Source organism: Microbacterium sp. Y355, from assembly GCF_059445345.1.
The window spans coordinates 999,126-1,021,566 of record NZ_JCAIUD010000001.1 but is presented as its reverse complement, the minus strand read 5'-3'; the positions used below and the strand labels follow the sequence as shown (position 1 = coordinate 1,021,566).

Genomic DNA, 22,441 nt, shown 5'->3' with positions numbered 1-22,441 from the left:
AGGAAATGCAAGAGCAAGGTGACAAGTGAAAGTTCGCAATTGCTATGCAAATATATGAACATGCTCGGTTTTCGCTTGACATATTGAATCTCGCTCGAGGGTGAGTCTGTCAGCGTGCCGTCCTATCATTGAGACATGAGCGAGACGCGGGTGCACCTGTCCAAGACCGAGCCGACGGCCTACCAGGCCTTGGATGCGTTCTCGCGGACTGTGGGGCAGATCTGTGCGGAGAACGGGATTGATGACCGGCTGAAGGAGCTCGTCATGATCCACAGTTCGCAGCTCAATGGGTGCGCCTATTGCACGCGCGTGCACGTCGATCGCGCTGCCGCGGCAGGCATCGACGCAGACACCCTCACGCAGATCCCCACCTGGCGAGAGAGTGGAGTCTTCTCTGATCGTGAGTGCGCTGCCCTGGAGCTCGCTGAAGCGTTCACCTTCATTCACGAGGATGGCATCCCTGACGAGGTGTACGACAGGGTCGGCAGTGTCTTTACTGAGAAGGAGTACGCAGCGCTGAGCTGGGCGTGCATTTCGATCAACGCCTTCAATCGCGTTGTCATCGCCGGCCGTTACCCGGTTCCGGCGCGCGGTGCGCAGGTGACCGCGTGACCGTCATCCAGGTCGATGGTGTCTTCAACTTCCGCGATGTCGGCGGGATGCCGACTCAGCATGGGCGGATTCGCGAGGGCAAGCTTCTGAGATCGGGAAATCTCGTCGCAGCGACAGATGCGGGCGTTGCTGAGTTGGAGCGACGCGTCACTCACGTTGTCGATTTGCGCGATGGACAGGAGGTGGCTGCGGCGCCCTCAGCGACGAAGGCCATCGCGACGACCCACCTGCCGCTTTTTCTCGGATCGGTTGCGTCGTTTTTCGACGACGACCTCAGCCTCGATCAGATGTATCGCCAACTGCTCGAGGAGAGCGGCGAACGACTTGTGGATGCGATCCGCGTGATCGCACGTGGTGAGTCGACGCTCGTGCACTGCACGGTTGGCAAGGATCGCACGGGTGTCACTGTCGCGCTCGCCCTCGCTGCGGTCGGCGCAGATCGAGGAGCGATCATCGCTGACTACGCGCTCACGGCGTCGCAGTTGCCCCAGGAACGAAATCGCAAGATCGTGACGTTCCTGCAGACGCAGCATCCCGAGGCCAAGCACGCGGTGGCTCTGGCCACGTTGTCGCCTGCCGAAGTCATGCGGAGCCTGCTGGACGAGGTGGATGCACGTTGGGGTTCGGCAGCTGAGTACCTCGTCGCGAATGGGCTCACGGATGCCGAACTCGCAGATCTGCGAACCGCACTTGTAGAAGACTGAAAGCGACCAAGGTTAGGCAACCCTTCGCCGGTGCTATGCTTGGGGATCATGACGACCTCCACCTTCGTTCGCAGCGGACGCGCCCAGCGCCGAGCCGCACGTCTGAGCGCGCATCACCTGGTGACCGCCGACGAGAACTCTCTGGTCGAACTCGAGGTCTTCCTGGCCACGCTCCCGATGTGCGCCTCTGGCCGCGTCTTCATCGAGGTTCCCGAGGTGAGCGACATCAGCGTTGTCGATGTTCCGGCTCGGATGACGGTCACCTGGCTCGCACGCTCATCGCGTTCCGGCGCCCCGGGCACCGGGCGCTCGTGTGCACCTGGTGCGGCTCTGGCTCGAGCCACCTGCGCATGGGCAGATGAGATGCTGTGCGACGATGCGACGCCCACGCGGGTGACACTTTTCGGGGGATACCTGGGTACCGCCGACATCGTCGAGCACCTCACTGACTCACTCGAGGTGCCGGTCTCCATGATCCAGACGCCCGAGCGCTTCGGTCTGCTGTCTGCTGACCACTGAGCGCCTGCCGCTGAGTGCCGACTGGTAGTCACTCCGCGCCGACTGCTGAACAACGTCAGCGACGCACGTAGTTCCCGTCTTCCAGCCCCGCTTCGATCTCAAAGCGGTTGCGCAGCGGGTTGCGGCCCGCGAACAGGTAGAGCACCGGCATCAGGAATCCGTAGCGCAGCCACTGCGCCTTGTGCACCGCCTCGTGTCGCAGCACGGCCTCGCTCGGGTTCGTGTCTCCGGTCAGAAAGCATCCGCCGACGCACACACCACCGCGATTGAACGTCCACTTCGGCATGCCGCGAAACACCCATAGACCCTGTCTGCGTTCGATGGGGCCTGTGCTCCACAGCCCTCCCCATAGCCAGCCGACGCCGGTGCCCCAGGCGTAGCCAAGTCGACTGATCGGCGAACGCAGCAGGAACGAGGGGATGCGTCGGTCGAAGCGTCGCCCCTGCGCGAGCGACGCCTCGGCGGCTGGTTGCCAGTCTGAACTCATGCGATGGCGCCGACGAGTCGCAGGATCGTGCCGAGGTCATCGACAGCATCCACCGGTGACCGTGGCGCGAAACCGGCGATTGTCGCACCAGCTAGAGGCACGCGCGCGCGGAGCGCGCGAACAGCGGCAGCCAGCGCGGCAGGACTGATGCCGAACGGTGCCGCGTCAGAGACGCCCGCGATTTCGGCGGGATCGAGCACGTCGACGTCGATATGCACCCAGACCCGCTTCGCGCCGGTCGCCACGACGGCGTCAGCCAGAGCGTCGGGGTCGCTCAGATCGTCGACGCTCAGCCGGGTGAGTGTCGCGAGCGACGCCTCCTCGGCGTCGTCGATGACACGCGCGCCGACGGCGATCACACGATCGCGCGAGATTGCGGGGGAGAGTGCGAGCTGCGGTTCGCCTTCGCCGAGGATGCTGCGCAGTGCCATACCTGAGTACGCACCAGAGGGCGAGGACTCTGGGAGGTGCAGGTCTGGGTGTGCATCGCACCACACGATAGCGACGTCGTCGTGATCGATCGCACTCAATGCGGCAACCGTCACGCTGCAATCGCCACCGACGATGACTGTGTCTGGCGACATCGTATCGGCGACCAAAGAACGAACTCGCTGGATCGAGCTCAGCCGGTGCACACCGGTGCCAAGTGAATCGCCCGCCTCAATCGGCACGTCGAGAACGGTCGTCGCATTGCGGGGTAGATCACCCGCGATTGCAGATGCGCCGTCGACGAGCAGCATCGCGCGTGCGGCAGGAGAGCCCTGCCATTGTGGAATCACGAGAAAGCGGGCCACAGGGACCTCCAAAAGTGAATGGGGATGTCCCGGGCGCGTCGGCCCGGGACATCCGGAGTCTCAGGACTCGAGCTGCGACTGCGTCCTGCCGGCCTTCAGCTCGGCAAGTCGGGCCTCTACCTCGGTGAGCTCACCGAGATCTTCCAGGCTCTCGAACTGTGCGTCGAGGCTGGATGCTGCAAGCTCCACCTTGCCGGCCGCAAGTGCCTCCTGGCGGCGAACCTTGTCTTCGAAGCGGCCGAGTTCGCTGGTCGGGTCGAGCACGTTGATCGACGAGACGGCATCTTGCACCTTGGTCTGCGCCTCGGCGACCTTGGCGCGAGCGAGCAGCTCGCTGCGCTTCGCCTTGAGCTCGCCGAGCTTGTCCTTCATGCCGTTCAGCCCGCTCTTGAGCTTGTCGACGACCTCTGTCTGCGAGCTGATGGTCGGCTCTGCCCCGGCCGCCTCACGCTCGGCGCCGATCTGGCGTTGCAGCGCGATCTTCGCGAGACTGTCGAACTTGTCGGCGTCGCTGGCGTCGCCCGCTCCGCGCAGCTCGTCGGCCTTCCGGCTCGCGGCAAGAGCCTTGTTGCCCCAGTTTTTTGCAGACTGGACGTCTTCTTCATGGTCACGCTCGAGGAGGCGCAGGTTCCCGATGGTCTCGGCGATCGCTGCCTCGGCGTCGGCGACATTGTTCGTGTAGTCGCGCACGAGCTGATCGATCATCTTCTGCGGGTCTTCCGCAGAGTCGATCATCGAGTTGATGTTGGCCTTCATCAGCGTGGAGATGCGACCGAAGATGGACTGTTTGGTCATTGTGTTTCCTTTCGGTTGAGACGGAGTCTTTTGAAGTTGTGCACGTCGTGAGAACAGGGGAGAGATGTTAGAAGCGCCCCCCTCCGGAGCGTCCGCTGCGGCCGCTGGAGCGACTGCCACCACCGAAGCCGGAGCTGCGGAATCCGCCGCCGCTGCTGCCGCTGGAACGCCAGCTGCTGCGGTGCGATGATCCGCCACTGCCACCGCCGGCGAGCAGACCGCCGATGATGCCACCGAGAATGTCGCCGCCTAGGCCAGAGTTGTTGGAACCCCGTGACGAGCCCCCGAAGATGCCACCGCCCCAGTTGTCGTCCTGGTATTGGCCGCGGTCGTAACCGTTCACATCCGACTGCGCTGAGGAGCGTGCCTGTCGGGCGAGATCGAGGGCACGCTGCGCCTCTGCGAGGGCGGCCTGGGGATCGCTCGCACGAAGGTTCTCCGCCTGCGTGAGCGCGGCCTGCGCCTGCGACAATCGCGTGCGGGCGGTGGATCCGACCGAGCCACGCCGGGTCTCGACGTAGTCGCGAGCGCCGCGGACCTCTGAGGTCGCCTGCGTCAGAGTCTGCTCGAGCATCAGCTGCGCGCGGTGCGCGCGCTCGGCCGTCTCCCTGCCCTGGGCGATTGCGGCGTCGATCTGGGCGTTCGCGGCGGTGAGCGCTTCGAGCACTCGCTGGGGGCTGCGTGCGGAACCGGTGAGATTCGCCTCTGCCTGCTGCAGCTGGACGGCAGTCGCCGCGGTAGCGGAGGCGATTGCTCCTGCAGTATCAGGCAGCTGCTGAGCGGCGGCGAGGTCGCTCTGCAACTCGGTGATCAGCGCCCTGGACTGCCTCTCGCTTTCGGCGAGCTCTGTGCCGAGCTTGTCGATCGCCTGTGCCAGCTGCGCGGCTTGGGCGACGGACTGCTCGGCCGTGCGGATCGCGAATGCTGCCTCGCCTGAGCTGCCTGCAGCAATCGCCTGCGCTGCGGCGTCGATGGAGCGGTCAGCGAGGGCCGCACGCTCCTGCGCCTGTGTGGGGTTGTCGGCGACTGTGTTCAGCGCTTCTGCGTCATAAGCGGCAGACAGTGCGGCCAGCGCGGGTGCGGCACCGTCCAGAACCGGCTGCAGCTGTGCGCGTTCGCCACGGACACGTTCGAGTTCCTGCGGCGCGTTCTGCTCGAGTTTTCGGAGCGCGTCGAACGCCTCGGTGTTGTCATCGAGGAGATCATCGATCTCATCGCACAGCTGAATGATGCGGATGTGCCAGGCCCGACGATCGTGAACAGTATCTTCGATCTCGTCATCGAGCTTCTGCTTGAGGTCGAAGGCCTCCGACATCTTGGCGCTTGCCGCCTCGATTGCGCCGCTGAACGCAGCGGTCGCGCCCTCTCCGAACTGCGCCACAGCGAAGCCGAGCTCCTCACGGCTTGAGGTGATCGCATCGTCAGCCTGCACGAGCGCGGAACCCGCCTGAGTCTCGACCTGCTCGTCGGTCAACGTCGAGAACGGGTCATTGGGGTCGGGGGTTTCCGGCATGGCACCGCGTCTGCGAATCTCGGCATTCTTGCGAGCGCGTCTGATCAGCGCGACGACCAGCCAGATTACGAGCGCAAGGACCACGATGCCCGCGATGATCAAGAAGACCCGCAACGCGCCGGCTCCGCCGTCGCCCTGAACCTCATCGGCAGCGAGGATGATCGCGCCATGCCAGTCGCTCTGTGCGAGCAGGGGCTGGATTTTGTTTTCGATGTCGTCGAGCTTGCTGAAACTCAGCGGTCCGTCTTCAGCCGCAGAAATATAGAAGTTGCGTCCCTCGGTTGAGATCGCCAGCAGGTACTGCTCCGGGCCGAGATTGTTGATCTCGGCGACCCGGTCGGCCCATGCGGTGTACTCCGACGGAGAGGTGAAGTCATCCACGAGGACGACGAAGAGATCTGCCGTCGAATTCTCGGTGAGTTCCTGGAGGCGGTCTTCAGCAGACTGCTTCTCGCTAGCGCTCAACACGCCGGCAGCATCCGTGACGTAGCCAGGATCGAGGGGGAGTGGGTCAGTAGCGAATGCCGCAGACGCGGAAACTGCTCCGAGCAGAGCGGCGAGCGTCACCGCGGCCGCAGTCAGCCACCTCGTCTTCATACGCATTCCCTCCGACCGGCCGCCGTGCCCCATGCAACGAGTCTATGCACAGCGACCGACACGCGACAGCATCCAACGCGTGAACTCCGTTCGCCATCAGCGCAGACACATACGCTGGAAGGCATGGACGACATGTATGGCTCGGATGTGCTCGCTGCGGGATGGCTGGAGCGTGGGGCAGCCCAAGTGGCGACCGTCGCCGCAGAGCGCGACCTGGTGGTTGAGGTGGCTCAGGACGGTTTTTGCGGCGCAGTGACGCGAGTCCAGGGCGGCAATGTGGAACTTGAGGATTTCCATGGCCGAAAGCGACTTTTCCCGCTCGGCGGCGGGTTCATGATCGATGGCAAACCGGTGCGTCTGATCCCCCCAACTCTGGCCAAGCAAACGACCAAGCGCACGGCATCCGGCTCGGTAGCAGTCGCCGACCAGCGTGCGCGTATTGCACTGCCCAGCCGCATCCTGGTGGAGGGAAAGCACGACGCGGAACTTGTCGAGAAGGTGTGGGGCGCTGACCTGCGAATCGAAGGCGTCGTTGTCGAGTTCCTGCAGGGGGTCGACAAGCTCGACGAGCTGCTGGCGAGCGCGCCACCGAACCCGACGCGGCGCTACGGGGTGCTGGTGGATCATCTGGTGCCGGGTTCCAAGGAATCGCGGATCACCGATGCCATCATGCGCGGGCCGCATGGCCGGCACTTGAAGATCGTCGGGCACCCGTTCATCGATGTCTGGCAGTGCGTCACTCCGAAAACACTCGGAATCGCTCGCTGGCCCGAGATTCCGCGGGGCACAGACTGGAAGACCGGAATCTGCAAGGCATTCGGCTGGCCGTACGAGACTCAGGGCGATACGGGTCGCGCATGGCAATTCATCCTCAGCAAGGTGAACTCCTATCGTGATCTGGAGCCGGCGCTGCTCGGCCGCGTCGAGGAACTCATCGACTTCGTGACCGCTCCCTGACAGATACCCTTGAGGTATGCATGATCCCCGCACTTTCCGTGATGAGCCGGTCTCCTTCGTACGCCGGAGCGGGCGGATGTCTGAGGCTCAGGAGCGAGCGTTCACCGAACTTGCACCGCAGTACTTCCTGGACGTCCCTCGTGGAGACGCCGAGACAAGCGTCCACACGGATGCGCGTCTGGATGTTGCCGCGACGTACGGCCGCGATGCCCGGCTGATCGTCGAGATCGGATCCGGCCAGGGGCACGCGATCATCTCAGCGGCATCCTCTCGTCCTGACGATGATTTCCTGGCTGTAGAGGTGTTCCGTGCGGGAATTGCGCGCACCATGCTCGATGCAGATAAGGCGGGGGTGCGAAACCTTCGACTCGTCGAGGCGAATGCGCCAGAAGTCCTGGCAACCTACCTTCCGGAGGGCAGCGCTGCGGAGGTCTGGATCTTCTTCTCCGACCCATGGCACAAGTCACGCCACAACAAGCGTCGGCTGATCCGCGAAGGTTTCGGCGCCACCGCTGCCCGCGCGCTCGAAGACGGTGGCCTGCTCCGACTCGCCACGGACTGGGAGGACTACGCGCGCCAGATGCGTCAGGTACTGGATGCCGAGCCGCAGTTGGAGCGCGCGTTCGAAGGCGACTGGGCAGGGCGTTTCGACGGACGTGTGATGACCTCTTTCGAACGCAAGGGAATCGACAAGGGACGCGACATCCGCGACCTCGTCTATCGGCGGAAGCCTCGGGCGTGACGCGTGTCTCGGGCGTGACGCGCGCCTCGACCGGGTGGGGGCCAGGACTCGTCCCCGCCGTACTGGTGTGCCTCGCAGCGCCTGCGTTCTTCGTCGCACAGTGGACCTGGCTGGGCTGGGTACTGCTTGCGGTCGGAATCGTCGCCGCCTGGGTGGTCGAACGGCGCTGGCCCGTGCAGCGGCCGACGGTGCGTGTCGGGTCACGTCTGGAATCCGCGCGCGACATCTCGGCATCCCCTTCGCTTACACGCGACCTCTCGCTCATCGCGATCGGCATGCTCATCGTCAGCGTCATCCCCTTGGCGGCCGAACTCGACAACATGGCGATGCTGCGATTCACGCTCGCGCTCGGTGGCGCCGTGGCCGTGCCTTATCTGATCTCACGATTCGTATTCCGTGACCGCGCGATCAGCTTCCCGTGGCGAACGCGCAAGCGCTGGGGGAAGTTGCAATGGGGGTGGCTGATCGCGGTGCTGGTCCTTGGCTGGCTGATCCTGCCGTTCTACTTCATCACCAGCGGGGTGTACGAGAACTGGCCGGTAGTCGACTCGCCCGAGCTGATCGCGCGACTGTTCGTCGGGGTCGGCGCGGTGGGAATCTGGGATGAGCTGTTCTTCATCTGCACTGTCTTCGCATTGCTGCGCAGACACTTTCCGGACGCTCTCGCAAACGTGCTGCAGATGATCGTGTTCGTGTCGTTCCTGTGGGAGCTCGGCTACCGCGAGTGGGGGCCGCTGCTGACGATCCCGTTCGCGCTGCTGCAGGGCTACATCTTCCTGCGCACGCACTCGCTTGCCTACGTCGTCACGGTGCACCTGCTGTTCGACGCGGTGGTGTTCGCGGTGCTGGTGCACGCGCACAATCCAGGAATGTTGTCTATTTTCCTGCTCTGAAAGACACCCGTCATGGTGGACAATCAGACAATGCTCATAATCGGTCTGGTCCTCGCTGCGGCGGCTGCCGCATTCCACGTCTTCATCTTCGCCCTCGAGTCACTGAGGTGGACGGAGCCGGAAACTCGCAAGATCTTCGGCGTCGCCAGTGAAGAGGATGCCGAGACCATGAAGCCACTGGCATTCAACCAGGGCTTTTACAATCTCTTCCTGGCGCTCACGGTGCTGCTCGGCATCGCGCTTCTGCTCTCGGGGCAGGCGACAGTCGGCCTGACTTTGGTGTTCGCTGGCACCGGAATGATGGTGGCGGCGGCTCTCGTGCTGGTGCTGTCGAACCCGAAGTTGGCGAAGTCAGCGGCGATGCAGGGTGGGATGCCTTTGCTCGCGATCATCGTCACTGCTGTGGCGGTTGCGATCAGCTGAGCGGAGCAACAGGTGCGACCGGCTGGCGCAGGAGTGTGCGGCGCTTGGTCGGATCGCCCTTGCGCGGGTCGCTGAAATAGATCTCATGGTGTTTGCCGGTCATCTGCAGCCCGTGATGAGGGATGACGACGTCGTGCATTTCGGCGAGGACTGTGGCCTCGTCGTCGAAAGCGCCGACGTGCAAAGTCTGTACACAGGTTCCTTCGGTGAATGACCCGAAGCGCACTTCATGAAAGCGTGCTTCCGCCTTCTTCGCCGCGGCCCTCGCGACGGCATCAGCGAACATCTCGTGATCAATCCAGTCGGGCTGCATGAGCATCAGCGTCCAGTCCCACTTCGACTTGTCACGCGATGCCGTGAATGATGCATGGTCGTCCGCCCACCACAGTGCTTCCAAGGGCATGACGGTGTAGTCACGGTCGAGCGTGTACTTGCTGGCGAACTTCAGCGCGTATGCGAGGGGGTAGAGCGCCTCGATGGCCGAGGTGAACTCGGCAGAGGTGTTCGGATCGCCGTGCCCGTCGATCATGAGGTAGTTCAGCGCGGGAACATCGACGACGTCGAATCGACCCTTGTGGGCTCGGTATGCATCGATCGTCTTCTTGAAGTCGACCTTGTCGCCCATGAGCCGAGCCTCAGCCGAGCGCGTGCTCGGAGATATAGGCGCGAAGCTGCTGCTCGTCGTCGGCCATTTTCACCACACGCTGCGGGGCATCGAGGAGTGCGCGAGTCTCCGCATCTGGCTCGATCGTAGTGCCGAGCGCCTCTGCGATGAGTTCCGCGAACTTCGCAGGCTTCGCCGTCTCGAGAACAAGCATGGGTACACCGGGTTCGACGTGGTCGCGGGCGACCTTGGCGCCGTCGGCGGTGTGCGGGTCGAGGATGACCCCGCTTTTCTCGGAGAATTCACGGATCGTCGCGAGGCGGTCGTCGTGCGTGCTGGTGCCGCTGACGATGCCGAACTCGGGGAGGAAGCGATCAAGCTCGGCGGAGAGGTTGATCTCGTCGCGCTCTTCGAGCTCGTGCCAGGCGGCGGCGGTGCGCTCCGGGTCGCGTCCGAGAAGGTCGAAGACGAAGCGTTCCAGGTTGGAGGCGCGGGAGACATCCATCGAAGGGCTCGAGGTCGCAAGGGTGTTCTCGGCGTTACGCGGGCGGTAGTGGCCGGTGCGGAAGAACTCGTCGAGCACGTTGTTCTCGTTCGAGGCGAGCACGAGCTTGCGGATGGGGACGCCCATGCTCTTGGCATAGTGGCCGGAGAGGATGTTCCCGAAGTTGCCAGATGGCACCGCGAAAGACACCTCGAAGCCGGCGCGCTCGGCCTCCGGCAGCGTATCCGTGACGCGCAGCCATGCCCACGCGTAGTACGCGATCTGGGCCGAGATGCGGCCGAAGTTGATCGAGTTCACCGCGCCAAGGCTGTGTGCGCGCTTGAACTCGAGGTCGGTTGAGAGGCGCTTGACAAGGTTCTGGCAGTCGTCGAAGACTCCTTCGACGGCGATGTTGTGCACGTTCTCGTCTTGCAATGAATACATCTGTGCGCGCTGGAATGCGCTCATGCGTCCCTGTGGGGAGAGCATGAAGACGGAGACACGCTCGCGTCCGCGCAGGGCATGCTCTGCGGCAGAGCCGGTGTCACCCGAGGTGGCTCCGAGCACGTTTAGTACCCGGTCGCTCTTTTCGAGCACGTACTCCAGGGCCTCGCCGAGGAACTGCATCGCCATGTCTTTGAACGCCAGGGTGGGCCCCTCAGACAGCCCGACGAGAGTCATGCCCTCGCCGATGTCGCTCAGGGGGACGATCTCGTCCGCCATGAATTTGCCGCCACCGTATGCCGCCTCGCAGAGCCGAGCGAGATCCTCACGGGGGATGTCGGTGGCGAACAGGCCGATGATCGAGGTCGCAAGCTGGGGGTAGGTCAGTAGCCGCAGCCGCTCAAGGTCGTCGGTGCTCAGCTGCGGAAGGTGCTCGGGAACGGCCAGTCCGCCGTTCGGGGCTAGCCCCTCAAGAAGGACATCGCAGAACTGCCCGAGAGTGCCGCCGCGTGTGGAGATGTACTGCAAGTCTCGAACCTCGATTGTGCTGGGGGATGGATGCCAGGACGTCGCTTCTATCGTAGAGCGTGGGATGGTGATATTACGTCGCGTTCTCTCTCGCCGTCGAGTCCTCCCTTAGAGGGCCGGTGACCTGTTCCCGCCAGCGACGTTCGGCTCGAGCACCCCACCACGTCGCGAAGAGAAGTATCGCCGCGCCCACAAACCCGAGCGGCCCGATCCGGTCTCCGGCGATGAGCACTCCCACCACAAGCGCCCATCCGGGTTCCGTGCCGAGAAGCATGCCGGCGCGCGAGGCCGAGGTGTGTTTGGTGGCCCACAGCTGTCCGAGGAACGCGACGATCGTGCAGCCCAGTACGAGGTAGACGACCACGAGCCAGTTCGTCGCGGTGAAGTCAGGCATGTGCTCCAGCAGAGAACTCCCACCCCAGATCGCGAAGATGATCGCGCCGAAGGTGATCTCGACGGTCGTCAACCCCCAGACATCGGCATCCCTGCCCACGGTGAACCGCGCTTCTGCCACACCGAGAAGCGCCCGCGTCACCGCAGCGACCAGGATGAGCCCGTCGCCGAGGTTGACAGTGACGAATCCATTTCCACTGACCAGAAGCGCGATCCCCGCGAGCGCGAGCACGATGCTTCCGATCAGCGGTGCGGAAAGACGCCTCCGGGTGAAAGTGGATTCGAGAATCGGGATCAGGAGGATAGACAGTGCAATGATCAAGCCTGCGTTTGTAGCGCTCGTGAGGGTGACCCCGATCGTCTCCAGCGCGATCGTCGCGGCACGCAGAGATCCGAGCAGAATGCCGGGGAGAGCGGATTGTCGAAGCGTGGTGCGCGGGCGAGCGAAGCTCAGGGCCACCAGAATCACAGCGGCCGGCACGAAGCGCGCGCACATCACGGCGGCCGCTGATGAGGCCATCGCCAGGTCTTGCGTGGCGAGATAGCTGCCTCCCCAGAGAATCGCCACGAGTAGGAGCACTGCGTCGGGAAGCAGTCGGCGAAGGGGCGAGGCTGAGAGGGTCACCGTGTCACGGTACTGATGGTGATCCATGCAGAACAACGGGCACTGTCTTCACCATCCCATAAGGTGGGCTTCATGGAAGTGCATCACCTCCGGACACTGCGCGAACTCAGAGACAGGGGATCGGTCACCGCGGTGGCCGCGGCCCTGCACTTGTCTGCTTCGGCGGTGTCACAGCAGCTCGCGGCGTTGCAGAGGGGAGTGCCGATTGCGCTCACGGAGCAGCGAGGCCGAGTGCTGGTACTCACTCCTGCGGGTGAACGACTTGCAGATGCCGGTGGTGAGGTGCTGGAATCATTGGCGCGCGCGGAGAACTCGGTGACCGATTACCTTGAGGCGCGCCAGGAGCTCGTTTCCGTCACCGCCTTCCACAGCGCGGGCTTGGCATGGTTTCCATCGTTGATCGCGGGCAGCCTTGCTGATCCAGAGGGACCGATGGTGCGTTGCCGGGACGAAGACGTGTCGGTCGAGAAATTCGTCGACCTGGTCAGCGAGCACGACATCGTGATCGCTCACCGCCCCTTGACGGCAGAGCTGTGGCCCGCAAGCCGCGTGCACGTCACCCCTGTGTTGCAGGAGCCGATCGACGTGGCGCTTCATCGCGAGCATCCGCTCGCTAAACGGAGGACGGTGCGTCTGTCTGACCTGGCAGACGAGACGTGGGTAGCGGCGCACGAGGGATACGCGCTCGAACCTCTCATCGTGCAGGCACTGGCGGCGAGTGCGGGCGCCCCGATCCGGATTGCTCACCGGGTGAACGAGTTCAATCTGGTCGCGGCGATCATCGCCGAGACGCGCGCCGTCGGGTTGTTGCCTCGTTACACCGGCCTCGTCTCACATTTTCGAGCTCATGTGGTGCTTCGCCCGATTGAAGGGTTGGCGATGGGGCGGCACATCGACATCCTCACCCGACCGGAAGCGCAGGCGAGAGCGAGCACACGCACCGTGATCGATCGATTCGTGAGGATTGCGGAAGAAACGCGGCTCCGTGCCGAACAGCAGTTCGACTCGCCAAATCACTGAACGTCGACGACTCGCATCCTGCTCGCAGCCCACACGACGCCGCCCGCAGCGAGAAGCGCGAGCAGCAGGCCCGCGATGTGAAGCCAAAGCGAGAGCGCCCCACGCTCTGGCAGCAGAAAGCCGTACGGAACCCACCCGTCTGTGACGCCGCGCACGAGAACGACAATCAACCAGATCACCGGGTAGGGGAGCACGATCCACAGCCGACGCCAGGTCAGTGACGGCCGGTCGCGAACGAGCATCCAATCGAGGAGCGCGGCGATTGGGAAGACCGCGTGCAGGATGAAGCTCACCCACGGCGGCGCCGAGCCGGTGCCCGGTACCAGCAGGTTGTAGATCGCCGCGACGATGATGAGACAGGTCACCGCGATCGCTCTGGCGTGGACGAGCCAGGAGGGCACCGGGCGCCGGACGAGAGCCAACGACCCGGTTGCGATCAGAATGACGCAGGTGAGCAGCGTCGTCTGATTCGTGAAGTACCCGAAGTAGTCGAACGGGTTGCTGTCGCCGGCGGCGATGCGCAGCAGATATGCGTAGACGAGGATGCCGAGGATCATCGTCGCACCTGCGATGCGCGCGATTCCCACGATCTGCGCTGAAGTCACTTGTTGAAAGTATCGGATGCGCTATCGTGTCGCGGAACGCATCACCGCATCGGGTGCGTTCCGACAGTGCGTAGACAACATGTAGACGTGTACAAATGCGTAGAAGAGGACGAGCATGGCCAGCGCGAAAAGCGGCGTGAACGCGTTCGCGCTATGGATTTCCATCGGTGTCTTGGTCGTGTTGGTCGGCCTCGGCGGTCTCGTGGTCTGGCTCAACAATTCTTCCGACGATTCGGTGACGCCGCAGGGATCGATCATCGATTCGGATTCGGGCGCGATCACGATCGGTGATGGTCCGGATGAGGTCGCCATTTGGTTCGACTTCTATTGCCCGCACTGCCAGGACTTCGAAGACATTTATGGACCCGAGATTCAGGCACTGGTTGACGAGGGTGAGATCAGCCTTCAGCTGCATCCCGTCGCGCTGGCGAGGCTGAATACGGCGTCGGGGACGCAGTTCTCCGAACGGTCGGGAAGTGCGCTCTACTGCGTGGCCAGCGAGGCGCCAGATGCCACGTTGTCGTTCTTCCAGCAGTTGTTCGCATCGAAACCGACAGGGGCCGGTCTCACCGATGAGGAGTTGGCTGATCTCGCGGCGGATGTCGGCGCCGCGGATGCTGCAGAGTGCATCGCTGACGGAACCTATCGGGAGTTCGTCGTCGCCCAGGCCAGTGAACTGCCCACCAACCCCGAAACCGGGGGACTGGGAACGCCGGCTTTGGTCGTCAACGGCGAATTCATTGCGATTACCGGCGACGTCGATGCCGATATCGTCGATCGCCTGCAGGGCTGACGTACGCTCCGCCCGTGGCCGACCGGTATCGTCGACGTGTGGGACAACGTCGGGAGAACACGTGAGTGTGATGCGGCAACCGCTGGGCGCGCTCGCGCGGGTCAGGGCGGCAGCATCAGCGCTGGGGCCGAGTGAAGGCCGCGTCGCCGCAGTGATCCTTGCGAGACCAGACGACGTCGTCGGATGGTCGACTGCGGAACTTGCGCAGGCGGCTGGTACGTCGACGGCGACGGTCATCAGAGCATGTCAGAGCCTGGGCTTTCGCGGCTTTCAGCACCTGCGTCTGGAGGTCGCACGCGCAGCACCGCTTGCTCCGCAGCAGCGGACGGATTCGGCCGACGCATCCTTCGACGCCGCGGTTGACGCGATCCGCCTTGCGCAGGAGAGCGTTGACCCGCGTCAAATCGAGAATGCGACAGAGGCGCTGCGGCGGGCTGCACGTATCGTGTTGGTAGGAAGCGGATTCTCCGGCCCACCGTTGCACGATTTCGCCATGCGGCTGAGTACGCTCGGCCGGTCAGTCGAGGCGCCGATCGACGCACTCGGACAGCAATTCGCGGTGCGATCCCTCGCGCCCGGCGACGTGTGTCTGGCACTGAGTTACTCTGGCGCGAACTCGCAGACGCTGCGCGCCTGCGCTGCGGCGGCCGAACGAGGCGTCACCATCGTGCTCATCACGAGTTACGCGCGTTCGCCGATCGGGCGCCTGGCCGACATCATTGTGACCACCGGGCCGATCGCTACATCGCACGAGGTCGATCCCTTCCTCGCTCGGCTCAGCCACCTCGTCGTGTTGCAGTCACTCCACGCGGGTCTGGCACAGGCCACCTCGCAGCGTGATGTCGAAGGCATGCGCGCGGTCGTCGCCGAAGCACTGATCGACGACTGACCATCGTCGCCCGTAACCTCGACACCTTGCGGTGGGCGATGGTTCGCGTTGACGTTGCGTGCACGTCACCTGCCGTTCACTGTGGGCGACGACACTCCTCGGTGTAACAACGTTTCGTGCGCGATGAAACGGCTGAAACCAGCACGTCGGAATCAGCGCACCAATACCCGGGAGGTCGTCGTGGAAGCATTACGGATCGACGGTCTGTTCAACGTTCGAGCCACGCGTGGCAACGCGCCATGGGTCATTCGTTCAGGCGCCACGGACGCGCTGAGCCCGACTGGCACCGCCAGGCTGCGAGAGCTCGGCGTGACGATGATCCTCGACCTGCGCGAGCAAGTCGAGGCCGGATCGCAAGAGCACGGCATCCCGGTGCGCTCTGTGCCGCTCTACGGTACGCAGCCGCCGTCGATCGGTCGCCTTGAGGATATCTACGAGACCCTGATCCGCGATCGCGGCGAGGCGTTGGCGGAGGCAGTGGGCGTCATCGCCGATGCCTCGGGTGCGGTTCTGGTGCACTGCACAGCGGGGAAGGACCGCACCGGCCTCGTGGTCGCTCTTGCGCGCCTCGCTGCCGGCGTATCTTCAGCAGCCGTGGTCGAGGACTACTCGCTGTCGGGCCCTCACGTCTATGACGCCCGTGTCGATCACGCGCACCGCGTGGCCGAGGGCGCGAATGACGCGGAATACGCCGAGATCTTGCGTCTTCATCTCGACAGCCCGCCGGAGGCCATCGCACACGCCCTCGCGGTTGTCGATGAGTTCGGCGGTGCAGCCGACTATCTCCTTTCGCATGGCCTCGAAGCTCGCCAACTCGCCGCGCTCCGGCGGAAGGACGGGGCGACGCGATGAGCCACGAGACTGGTCGCCTGACAATCCTCCACGTGAGCGACGTGCACGCGACCGAAGGCGAACTGCTGTACGGCGCGGTCGACGGCTTTGAGCGACTGCGCCGTGTCGGCGAGTACGCGTGCGAGACCGGTATGACACCGGAGGCCATCGTGATCTCCGGTGATCTCATCCAGCGTGGACACGCGGGTGCGTATCCGGCACTCAAGCGTGAACTCGCACGACTCGAAGACCGGACCGGCGTTCCTGTGTTCACCGTGCTGGGAAATCACGATGAGCGGGGCGCATCCCGCATCCTGTCCGGGCACGAGGAAGGTCACTACCGCACTGTCTTCGTTGAGGATCTGCGAGTGATCCTTCTGGACTCTTCGGCGGGCGAGCTCGGCGAGGAGCAGCGCGACTGGCTGACCGGCGAGCTGCGCGTCGTGCACGGCGCCGGAACGGTGGTGGCGATGCACCACCCGCCGCTGGGATCGCCAATGCCGACACTGGCGAAGGCAGGTCTTCGTGATGCGGAAGAGTTCCTCGACATCGTCGAGGGCACAGACGTCCGCGTCGTGCTCGCCGGCCACTTCCACCACACGCTGGCCGCCACCATGCGCGGAATCAGCGTGTCGGTCGGGCCGTCCCTGGCCTATCACCAAGTCATGGATGCCGGCCCGCACCGGGTCAGTGGTCATGACCAGGCGATGTTCTCGCTCGTGCACCTCGTTCCTGGGGCTGTGACGGCCACAGCCGTCAGCCTCACCTCTCCCTCTCCGCTCTTCTCCTCTCCTGTATCCGTACCCACCAGATAGGAATCACATGTTCCAGTACCGGAAGACCGCTGCCCTGACCGCGATGGGCCTGACCGCAATCGTTCTGGCGGGATGCAGCAGCACGCCAGCTGCCGACCCCACCACGGATCCCGCTCCGACAACATCGGCAGCGCCTGACCCGACCACCATCACGCTGTACACGTCGGAACCGCAGGAGAAGGCGGACGAGCTCGTCGCCGCCTTCAACGAGATTCACCCCGAGATCACTGTCGAGGTGTTCCGCGCTGGCACCGGCGACCTCACCACCCGCGTCGCCGCCGAGCAGACCGCAGGCGGCATCCAGGCCGACGTCTTCCTTGCCGCTGACGCCGCGACCTTCGAGAACTACGCGGCCGAAGACCTTCTGCTGGAGTACACCCCGGCAGACATCGACGCCATCAACCCTGACGTCGTCGACCCGGAGGGCTTCTACGTCGGCACCCGGATCATCCCCACCGTCATTGCGTACAACACCGGCATGATCGAGGCGCCGCCGACCTCGTGGGCAGAGCTCACAGACGCTGAGTACGCAGACAAGATCGTCATGCCGAACCCGGATGTCTCGGGTGCCGCGGCGTACAACGCAGCTGTGTGGCTTGACGAGCCCGCATTGGGTGAGGAATGGCTGACCGCCCTTTCCGAGAACCGTCCGGTCATTGCCGACAGCAATGGCCCTGTATCGCAGGCCGTCGCCACCGGTGCACAGCCGGTGGGTGTCGTGGTCGACTACCTGGTGCGCGAGCTCGCGGCCCAGGGCTCACCCATCGCCGTGTCCTACCCGGAGGAGGGCGTGCCGTACGTCTCGCAGCCGGTCGGCATCTTCGCTGACACCGATGATGAGGCAGCCTCGCAGGCGTTTGTCGACTTCCTCGTGAGCAAGGCTGGACAGGAGCTCGCGGTCGCGCAGTCCTACCTGCCGGTGCGCGCTGACGCGGGAACGCCTGAGGGCGCGCCGTCGATGGATGAGATCGCCATCCTCAGCCCTGAGCTGGAGACCATCCAGTCCACCCAGGACAGCGCGGTCGAGCTCTTCCGGTCGCTCTTCCTCTAGTGAGCACGAGCATCACCACGACCGCGGGCACGGCGCAACGCCGTGCCCGCGGTTCCGCGCGTCCGGACGGCATCAGCGCGCTGGCGATTGTGCTCTGGGTGGCAGTTGCGGCCGTCGTGCTCGTCCCTCTCGGCGCGATCCTCGTGCTCGCCTTCGCGGGCAGTCAGTTCGGGATCCTGCTCGATGATGAGGTGCTAGAGGCGAGCGTCAACAGTCTGGTGTCCGCGCTCGCGTCCGCCGCGGCGGCAATGGTGGTGGGCGCGGCATTCGCGATCCTGTTGGAGCGTACCGACCTCGTCGGGCGACGTGCGTTGCGTCTGCTGGCGATGACGCCGTTGCTCATGCCACCTTTTGTCGGGGCGATCGCTTGGCTCGGCATTGCCGGCCCAACAGCACCCATCAACATTTGGTGGCGTGACATGTTCGGTGGCCCGCTCTGGTCGATCTACGGCGCAGACGGCGTCATCCTCCTCTTGACTGTGCACAGCTATCCGATCGTGATGCTGATCGTCACGGCGGCATTGCGCCGCGTGCCTGCCGACCTGGAGCAGGCCGCCCGCATTGCGGGCTCGGGGCCACTGCGCAGCCTGTTCGCCATCACGGTGCCCCTGCTGCGCCCCGCGTTGCTGTCTTCGTTTGTGCTCGTCGCCGTCGGTAACCTCGCTGATTTCGGGATCCCGTCGATCATCGGCCTGCCGGAACGGTTCACCACGCTTGCGACACTCGTCTACCGGTTCCTGCAATCGGGCACGGTCGACGATCCGCTGGCTGTCGTTTCCGCGATCGGCGTCGTCCTTCTTGTGATTGCGCTCCTTGGGCTGCTGCTGGATCTACTCATCGGCAGGGGAGGGTGGGAGTTGGATGCTTCGGCATCCCCACCTCAGGAGCTCGAACTCGGCCGGGCCCGCAGACCTGTCAGCCTGACGATGTGGGTCGTTGTACTCACGGTCACGGTGCTGCCGCTGCTCGCCCTGCTCACCCAGACCCTCTTGAAAGCGCCGGGCGTTCCCCTGACCTTCGAGAACCTCACACTCGATCACCTCGTCACGGCGGTCACCTCCGCGAACGCGCTCGCCGGAGCATCCAACTCGATCATGCTGGCGACACTCGCCGCGATCATCTGCGGTGCGCTCGGCCTCGGAATCGGTGTCATTGCGACTCGCACCCGCGTGCGTGGTTCACGTGCGCTGCATGCGCTCACGATGCTGCCCCAGGCCATCCCCGGAATCGTCCTCGCGGTCGCGTGGCTCGTGCTCGCCCCGCGCATCGGGTTGTTCAACACGCCGTGGCTGATCCTGTGCGCATACATAACCTCGTTCACCGCGATCGTGCTGCAGGCGGTGACCGCGCCGCTGGCCGGCACGCCGACAAGCGCGGAAGAGGCAGCCCGTATCTCCGGTGCTGGTCGTCTGCGATCCCTGATCGACATCTCGTCTCGACTGGCGCTGCCTGCGGCAATCTCAGGTGCCGTGATCGTCGCGGTGACCGCGGTGCGCGAGCTCACCCTTTCGGTGCTGCTGCTTTCCCCTGGTTCGCAGACGCTCGGCGTGGCGATCTTCAACCTGCAGCAATCGGGTGCGTTCAACACGGCATCTGCCCTGTCCCTCGTCGTCGCCGTCCTCGGCGTCGCCTTCATCGGAGTGGTCACCGGCCGCTCCGCCATCGCGAAAGGCTGATCGTGGCATCCGTCACTCTCGATTCCGTCTCCATGCGCTACCCGTCCGGGGCGCAGGGTCTGGCCGACATCGATCTGGAGATCGCCGATGGTGAGTTTCTCGCCCTCGTGGGTCCGTCCGGGTCTGGCAAGACCACACTGCTTCGCACCGTTGCAGGGTTTCTGTCGCCGACGAGCGGTCGCATCCGCATCGGCGAGAAGCAGGTCGCCGGCGGTGACGCATTCGTGCCGCCAGAGTCGCGCTCACTCGGCATGGTGTTTCAGCAGCACGCCGTATGGCCGCACTGGAGCGTCGGCCGTAACGTCGACTACCCGCTGCGGCGAGCCGGTGTCCGAAAGCCCGAGCGCACTCGCCGTGTCGCGGAGACGTTAGAACTCGTGGGTCTGGCCGGATATGAGCGACGCGACCCCGCGACACTCTCCGGCGGGCAACGGCAGCGGGTCGCACTGGCGCGTGCATTGGTGGCGCAGCCGCGTGTACTCCTGCTTGACGAGGCTCTCTCGGCCTTGGACGAGCCGCTGCGCGATCGGCTTCGTCTAGAGTTGCGCACTCTCACGCGCGAGCTGGGACTCACGGTCGTGCATGTGACCCACGATCGATCTGAGGCTCTCGCGCTGGCGGATCGTGTCGTGGTGCTGGACTCGGGGCGGATCCAGCAGGTGGACACTCCCGAGGCTCTGCTGACTCGACCCGCGTCGGCGTTCGTCGCGAAGTTCCTCTCCGACGCAACCATTGTGGAGGGAACAGCGGATGCGACGGGCTTCGCCGCTACAGAGCATCCGCTTCACTTTCCGCTCGACTCGACCACACAGACGATGCGCGGTGAGGTGAGTGCCGCCATCATGCCAGTCGATATCGACGTGCGTCTTGACGGTGCAGGCGACGCCACGGTGCGCTCTGCTCTGTTCTTGCGCGATGGGAGCGACATCGTCGTTGAGTGGCGCGGACTGAAGCTCCGGGCACAGACGACGGGCGTCCGCCTCGCTGTGGGCGATCGTGTGTCGGTGAGTATTCGATCGGCCCATCTTTATCCTCGCGATACTGGCGCGCATGCGGCCGCTCTGAATTCGGTGGCGTCGTGACGGTCGCGCTCGTGCGGCACGGCCGTACCGCGTGGAATCAGGAGCGGCGGCTGCAGGGTCGCACAGACATCCCTCTAGACGATCATGGACGGGATCAGGCAGACGTGGCCGGTCGTCTGCTGGCGCGGGGGAGCTGGGACCGAATCGTGAGTTCTCCACTACAGCGGGCAGTGGAGACGGCTCAGATCATCCAGTCCCGCATCAGTGTGCCCGGCCTCGAGATCGATGACGCCTTCGTGGAACGCGACTTCGGCGACGCCGAGGGGATGCTGGTGAGTCAGGCGAGCGAGCGCTGGGTGTCGGGCGACTACCCAGGTGCAGAGTCCTGGGATGACCTCCAACAGCGTGCACGAGCGGCACTGGAATCAGTCCTCGGCAGGGAAGGGCTGACCGTGGTCGTTGCTCACGGCACCTTCATCCGTGCTGGCGTGGAAGCGGCCACGGGTGCCAATTGCCCGCGCATCCTCAATGGGCAGGTTGTGATGCTCACCGCCGGGATTGACGGCGCGTGTTCGGCGCAGATTCTGGAGAACTAAATGGGCGCAGCCCTGGTGATAGAACGGTATCCATTCACGAACATGGAATACGGCAGGTGGGGAATGGTTGCACTCAGTAGCTGGTCATCGCATCAGTCAAAGGTCAGAAGGTTGGAGCAATCAAATGTCAGGACTACTCGACAATAGGGTCGCAATCGTCACCGGCGGCACCAGTGGCATCGGCCTCGCCACTGTGGAGCGCTTCGTCAATGAGGGCGCGAAAGTCGCCATTGCAGACATCCAGGATGACCTCGGTGCCTCGATCGCTGAGCGGCTCGGTGCATCCGTCATCTACATCCACACTGACGTGACAAACGAGAAGGCGATCGAGGCACTCGTCGCCGGTACTGTCGAGCATTTCGGCAAGCTCGACGTGATGTACAACAATGCCGGCGCCCAGGGGGATCCATCCGCCATTACGGATCTCACCTCGGAAGGGTTTGACAAGACCCTCGCACTGCTCACCCGCTCAGTTCTGCTCGGACACAAGTATGCAGCTCGGCAGTTCCAAGCCCAGGGCACCGGAGGATCGATCGTCAGCACCGCGAGTGCCGCCGCACTCCAGGGTGGATGGTCTGCGGCCGGATACACCGTCGCCAAGCACGCCGTCGTCGGAATCGTGCGGCAGGCGGTCGCTGAACTCGCGCCTCTCGGCATCCGTTCGAATGCGATCGCACCCGGAATCATCATGACGCCGATCATGGCGCGCAGCTTCGGTGTGCCGATGGAGCAGGCCGAGGAGTTCGCGGCATTCCTCGCCGACCGGCTCGGATCCACTCAGCCGCTCGGACGCGTTGGCTTCGCCGACGACATCGCCAAGGTGGCGACGTTCCTGGCCAGCGATCTTTCTGGATACGTGACCGGAACCGTCATCCCCGTCGACGGCGGCGCGACTGCCATCACACAGGGGACCTTCGCCACCGAGGTCGTCACGGCGGCCCAGGAGTTCAGCGCTCGCTGATGAAAGTCTCACTGAGCGGGAACGGCACAGCGTCCGTCCCGCTCAGTGGACGCTCTTTCTCACGCACG

Annotated in this window: 25 protein-coding genes; 17 read left to right on the top strand and 8 right to left on the bottom strand. The window is 64.3% G+C overall.

Annotated features, from left to right (window positions below):
- Positions 1-135 precede the first annotated feature (135 nt).
- Genes AC1C2O_RS05115 through AC1C2O_RS05105 form a run of 3 tightly spaced genes read left to right on the top strand, consistent with a single transcriptional unit; the run spans position 136 to position 1,835 of the window.
- The gene (locus AC1C2O_RS05115) at positions 136-612 is read left to right on the top strand and encodes a carboxymuconolactone decarboxylase family protein (protein WP_495429365.1); all 477 of its coding nucleotides are present in this window, start codon (positions 136-138) and stop codon (positions 610-612) included.
- Positions 609-1,316 carry a tyrosine-protein phosphatase gene (locus AC1C2O_RS05110; protein WP_495429364.1) on the top strand — a complete coding sequence of 236 codons (708 nt, stop codon included), beginning with the start codon at positions 609-611 and terminating at the stop codon, positions 1,314-1,316. Before AC1C2O_RS05115 ends, AC1C2O_RS05110 begins: the two co-directional genes overlap by 4 nt.
- Positions 1,317-1,364: 48 nt before the next feature.
- Positions 1,365-1,835, top strand: a complete 471-nt coding sequence (locus AC1C2O_RS05105; RefSeq protein ID WP_495429363.1) for an SIP domain-containing protein — start codon at positions 1,365-1,367, stop codon at positions 1,833-1,835.
- 55 nt (positions 1,836-1,890) lie between these two features.
- Here AC1C2O_RS05105 and AC1C2O_RS05100 read toward each other — a convergent pair whose 3' ends face one another.
- From AC1C2O_RS05100 to AC1C2O_RS05085, 4 genes are all read right to left on the bottom strand, one after another.
- Positions 1,891-2,322, bottom strand: a complete 432-nt coding sequence (locus tag AC1C2O_RS05100; protein WP_495429362.1) for a Fe-S oxidoreductase — start codon at positions 2,320-2,322, stop codon at positions 1,891-1,893.
- On the bottom strand, positions 2,319-3,116 hold the full coding sequence (locus tag AC1C2O_RS05095) for an arginase family protein (protein WP_495429361.1): 798 nt from the start codon (positions 3,114-3,116) through the stop codon (positions 2,319-2,321). Before AC1C2O_RS05095 ends, AC1C2O_RS05100 begins: the two co-directional genes overlap by 4 nt.
- 60 nt (positions 3,117-3,176) lie before the next feature.
- The gene (locus tag AC1C2O_RS05090) at positions 3,177-3,911 is read right to left on the bottom strand and encodes a PspA/IM30 family protein (protein ID WP_495429360.1); all 735 of its coding nucleotides are present in this window, start codon (positions 3,909-3,911) and stop codon (positions 3,177-3,179) included.
- A gap of 67 nt (positions 3,912-3,978) precedes the next feature.
- Positions 3,979-6,021 (bottom strand): TPM domain-containing protein, encoded by a 2,043-nt coding sequence (locus tag AC1C2O_RS05085; protein ID WP_495429359.1) that lies wholly within the window; start codon positions 6,019-6,021, stop codon positions 3,979-3,981.
- 123 nt (positions 6,022-6,144) lie between these two features.
- Between AC1C2O_RS05085 and AC1C2O_RS05080 the strand changes: the two genes are divergently transcribed.
- The 4 genes from AC1C2O_RS05080 to AC1C2O_RS05065 are packed head-to-tail and all read left to right on the top strand — an operon-like array spanning position 6,145 to position 9,036.
- Positions 6,145-6,978, top strand: coding sequence for a DUF3097 domain-containing protein (locus AC1C2O_RS05080; protein ID WP_495429358.1), 834 nt, complete (start codon positions 6,145-6,147; stop codon positions 6,976-6,978).
- 16 nt (positions 6,979-6,994) lie between these two features.
- Positions 6,995-7,720, top strand: a complete 726-nt coding sequence (gene trmB / locus AC1C2O_RS05075; protein WP_495429357.1) for a tRNA (guanosine(46)-N7)-methyltransferase TrmB — start codon at positions 6,995-6,997, stop codon at positions 7,718-7,720.
- A gap of 14 nt (positions 7,721-7,734) precedes the next feature.
- The gene (locus tag AC1C2O_RS05070) at positions 7,735-8,613 is read left to right on the top strand and encodes a CPBP family intramembrane glutamic endopeptidase (RefSeq protein ID WP_495431673.1); all 879 of its coding nucleotides are present in this window, start codon (positions 7,735-7,737) and stop codon (positions 8,611-8,613) included.
- A gap of 30 nt (positions 8,614-8,643) precedes the next feature.
- On the top strand, positions 8,644-9,036 hold the full coding sequence (locus tag AC1C2O_RS05065) for a DUF1304 domain-containing protein (protein ID WP_495429356.1): 393 nt from the start codon (positions 8,644-8,646) through the stop codon (positions 9,034-9,036).
- Here AC1C2O_RS05065 and AC1C2O_RS05060 read toward each other — a convergent pair.
- The 3 genes from AC1C2O_RS05060 to AC1C2O_RS05050 form a co-directional block, all read right to left on the bottom strand.
- The gene (locus AC1C2O_RS05060) at positions 9,029-9,661 is read right to left on the bottom strand and encodes a GyrI-like domain-containing protein (protein WP_495429355.1); all 633 of its coding nucleotides are present in this window, start codon (positions 9,659-9,661) and stop codon (positions 9,029-9,031) included. The genes AC1C2O_RS05065 and AC1C2O_RS05060 overlap by 8 nt on opposite strands.
- Before the next feature lie 10 nt (positions 9,662-9,671).
- Positions 9,672-11,096 (bottom strand): threonine synthase, encoded by a 1,425-nt coding sequence (gene thrC, locus AC1C2O_RS05055; protein ID WP_495429354.1) that lies wholly within the window; start codon positions 11,094-11,096, stop codon positions 9,672-9,674.
- Between the two features lie 73 nt (positions 11,097-11,169).
- Positions 11,170-12,114 carry a DMT family transporter gene (locus AC1C2O_RS05050; protein WP_495429353.1) on the bottom strand — a complete coding sequence of 315 codons (945 nt, stop codon included), beginning with the start codon at positions 12,112-12,114 and terminating at the stop codon, positions 11,170-11,172.
- Positions 12,115-12,186: 72 nt separating this feature from the next.
- Here AC1C2O_RS05050 and AC1C2O_RS05045 point away from each other — a divergent pair, with 72 nt between their 5' ends.
- On the top strand, positions 12,187-13,134 hold the full coding sequence (locus AC1C2O_RS05045) for a LysR family transcriptional regulator (RefSeq protein ID WP_495429352.1): 948 nt from the start codon (positions 12,187-12,189) through the stop codon (positions 13,132-13,134).
- Here AC1C2O_RS05045 and AC1C2O_RS05040 read toward each other — a convergent pair.
- A complete protein-coding gene (locus AC1C2O_RS05040; protein WP_495429351.1) occupies positions 13,128-13,739 on the bottom strand; it encodes a Pr6Pr family membrane protein in 612 nt (203 codons plus the stop codon). The genes AC1C2O_RS05045 and AC1C2O_RS05040 overlap by 7 nt on opposite strands.
- A 115-nt stretch (positions 13,740-13,854) precedes the next feature.
- Between AC1C2O_RS05040 and AC1C2O_RS05035 the strand changes: the two genes are divergently transcribed.
- The 9 genes from AC1C2O_RS05035 (at position 13,855) to AC1C2O_RS04995 (ending at position 22,373) form a co-directional block, all read left to right on the top strand.
- Positions 13,855-14,532 carry a DsbA family protein gene (locus AC1C2O_RS05035; protein WP_495429350.1) on the top strand — a complete coding sequence of 226 codons (678 nt, stop codon included), beginning with the start codon at positions 13,855-13,857 and terminating at the stop codon, positions 14,530-14,532.
- Between the two features lie 70 nt (positions 14,533-14,602).
- The gene (locus AC1C2O_RS05030) at positions 14,603-15,421 is read left to right on the top strand and encodes a MurR/RpiR family transcriptional regulator (protein ID WP_495431672.1); all 819 of its coding nucleotides are present in this window, start codon (positions 14,603-14,605) and stop codon (positions 15,419-15,421) included.
- A 180-nt stretch (positions 15,422-15,601) separates the two neighbouring features.
- Positions 15,602-16,273, top strand: coding sequence for a tyrosine-protein phosphatase (locus tag AC1C2O_RS05025; RefSeq protein WP_495429349.1), 672 nt, complete (start codon positions 15,602-15,604; stop codon positions 16,271-16,273).
- Positions 16,270-17,067, top strand: coding sequence for a metallophosphoesterase family protein (locus tag AC1C2O_RS05020; RefSeq protein ID WP_495429348.1), 798 nt, complete (start codon positions 16,270-16,272; stop codon positions 17,065-17,067). Before AC1C2O_RS05025 ends, AC1C2O_RS05020 begins: the two co-directional genes overlap by 4 nt.
- A gap of 7 nt (positions 17,068-17,074) precedes the next feature.
- Positions 17,075-18,118 carry an ABC transporter substrate-binding protein gene (locus AC1C2O_RS05015; protein ID WP_495429347.1) on the top strand — a complete coding sequence of 348 codons (1,044 nt, stop codon included), beginning with the start codon at positions 17,075-17,077 and terminating at the stop codon, positions 18,116-18,118.
- A complete protein-coding gene (locus AC1C2O_RS05010) occupies positions 18,118-19,794 on the top strand; it encodes an ABC transporter permease (RefSeq protein ID WP_495429346.1) in 1,677 nt (558 codons plus the stop codon). Before AC1C2O_RS05015 ends, AC1C2O_RS05010 begins: the two co-directional genes overlap by 1 nt.
- 2 nt (positions 19,795-19,796) lie before the next feature.
- The gene (locus AC1C2O_RS05005) at positions 19,797-20,876 is read left to right on the top strand and encodes an ABC transporter ATP-binding protein (RefSeq protein ID WP_495429345.1); all 1,080 of its coding nucleotides are present in this window, start codon (positions 19,797-19,799) and stop codon (positions 20,874-20,876) included.
- Complete coding sequence (locus AC1C2O_RS05000) at positions 20,873-21,412, top strand: histidine phosphatase family protein (protein ID WP_495429344.1); 540 nt, start codon at positions 20,873-20,875, stop codon at positions 21,410-21,412. Before AC1C2O_RS05005 ends, AC1C2O_RS05000 begins: the two co-directional genes overlap by 4 nt.
- A 124-nt stretch (positions 21,413-21,536) precedes the next feature.
- On the top strand, positions 21,537-22,373 hold the full coding sequence (locus AC1C2O_RS04995; protein WP_495429343.1) for an SDR family NAD(P)-dependent oxidoreductase: 837 nt from the start codon (positions 21,537-21,539) through the stop codon (positions 22,371-22,373).
- The last annotated feature ends 68 nt before the right edge of the window (positions 22,374-22,441 follow it).

Bases quoted from the DNA above. Each gene is read 5' to 3' on its own strand.
- AC1C2O_RS05115 (WP_495429365.1), top strand. From the start codon at position 136: ATGAGCGAGACGCGGGTGCACCTGTCCAAGACCGAGCCGACGGCCTAC.
- AC1C2O_RS05105 (WP_495429363.1), top strand. From the start codon at position 1,365: ATGACGACCTCCACCTTCGTTCGCAGCGGACGCGCCCAGCGCCGAGCC.
- AC1C2O_RS05100 (WP_495429362.1), bottom strand. From the start codon at position 2,322: ATGAGTTCAGACTGGCAACCAGCCGCCGAGGCGTCGCTCGCGCAGGGG.
- AC1C2O_RS05090 (WP_495429360.1), bottom strand. From the start codon at position 3,911: ATGACCAAACAGTCCATCTTCGGTCGCATCTCCACGCTGATGAAGGCC.
- AC1C2O_RS05085 (WP_495429359.1), bottom strand. From the start codon at position 6,021: ATGAAGACGAGGTGGCTGACTGCGGCCGCGGTGACGCTCGCCGCTCTG.
- AC1C2O_RS05080 (WP_495429358.1), top strand. From the start codon at position 6,145: ATGGACGACATGTATGGCTCGGATGTGCTCGCTGCGGGATGGCTGGAG.
- trmB (WP_495429357.1), top strand. From the start codon at position 6,995: ATGCATGATCCCCGCACTTTCCGTGATGAGCCGGTCTCCTTCGTACGC.
- AC1C2O_RS05065 (WP_495429356.1), top strand. From the start codon at position 8,644: ATGCTCATAATCGGTCTGGTCCTCGCTGCGGCGGCTGCCGCATTCCAC.
- AC1C2O_RS05060 (WP_495429355.1), bottom strand. From the start codon at position 9,661: ATGGGCGACAAGGTCGACTTCAAGAAGACGATCGATGCATACCGAGCC.
- AC1C2O_RS05045 (WP_495429352.1), top strand. From the start codon at position 12,187: ATGGAAGTGCATCACCTCCGGACACTGCGCGAACTCAGAGACAGGGGA.
- AC1C2O_RS05035 (WP_495429350.1), top strand. From the start codon at position 13,855: ATGGCCAGCGCGAAAAGCGGCGTGAACGCGTTCGCGCTATGGATTTCC.
- AC1C2O_RS05030 (WP_495431672.1), top strand. From the start codon at position 14,603: ATGCGGCAACCGCTGGGCGCGCTCGCGCGGGTCAGGGCGGCAGCATCA.
- AC1C2O_RS05020 (WP_495429348.1), top strand. From the start codon at position 16,270: ATGAGCCACGAGACTGGTCGCCTGACAATCCTCCACGTGAGCGACGTG.
- AC1C2O_RS05015 (WP_495429347.1), top strand. From the start codon at position 17,075: ATGTTCCAGTACCGGAAGACCGCTGCCCTGACCGCGATGGGCCTGACC.
- AC1C2O_RS04995 (WP_495429343.1), top strand. From the start codon at position 21,537: ATGTCAGGACTACTCGACAATAGGGTCGCAATCGTCACCGGCGGCACC.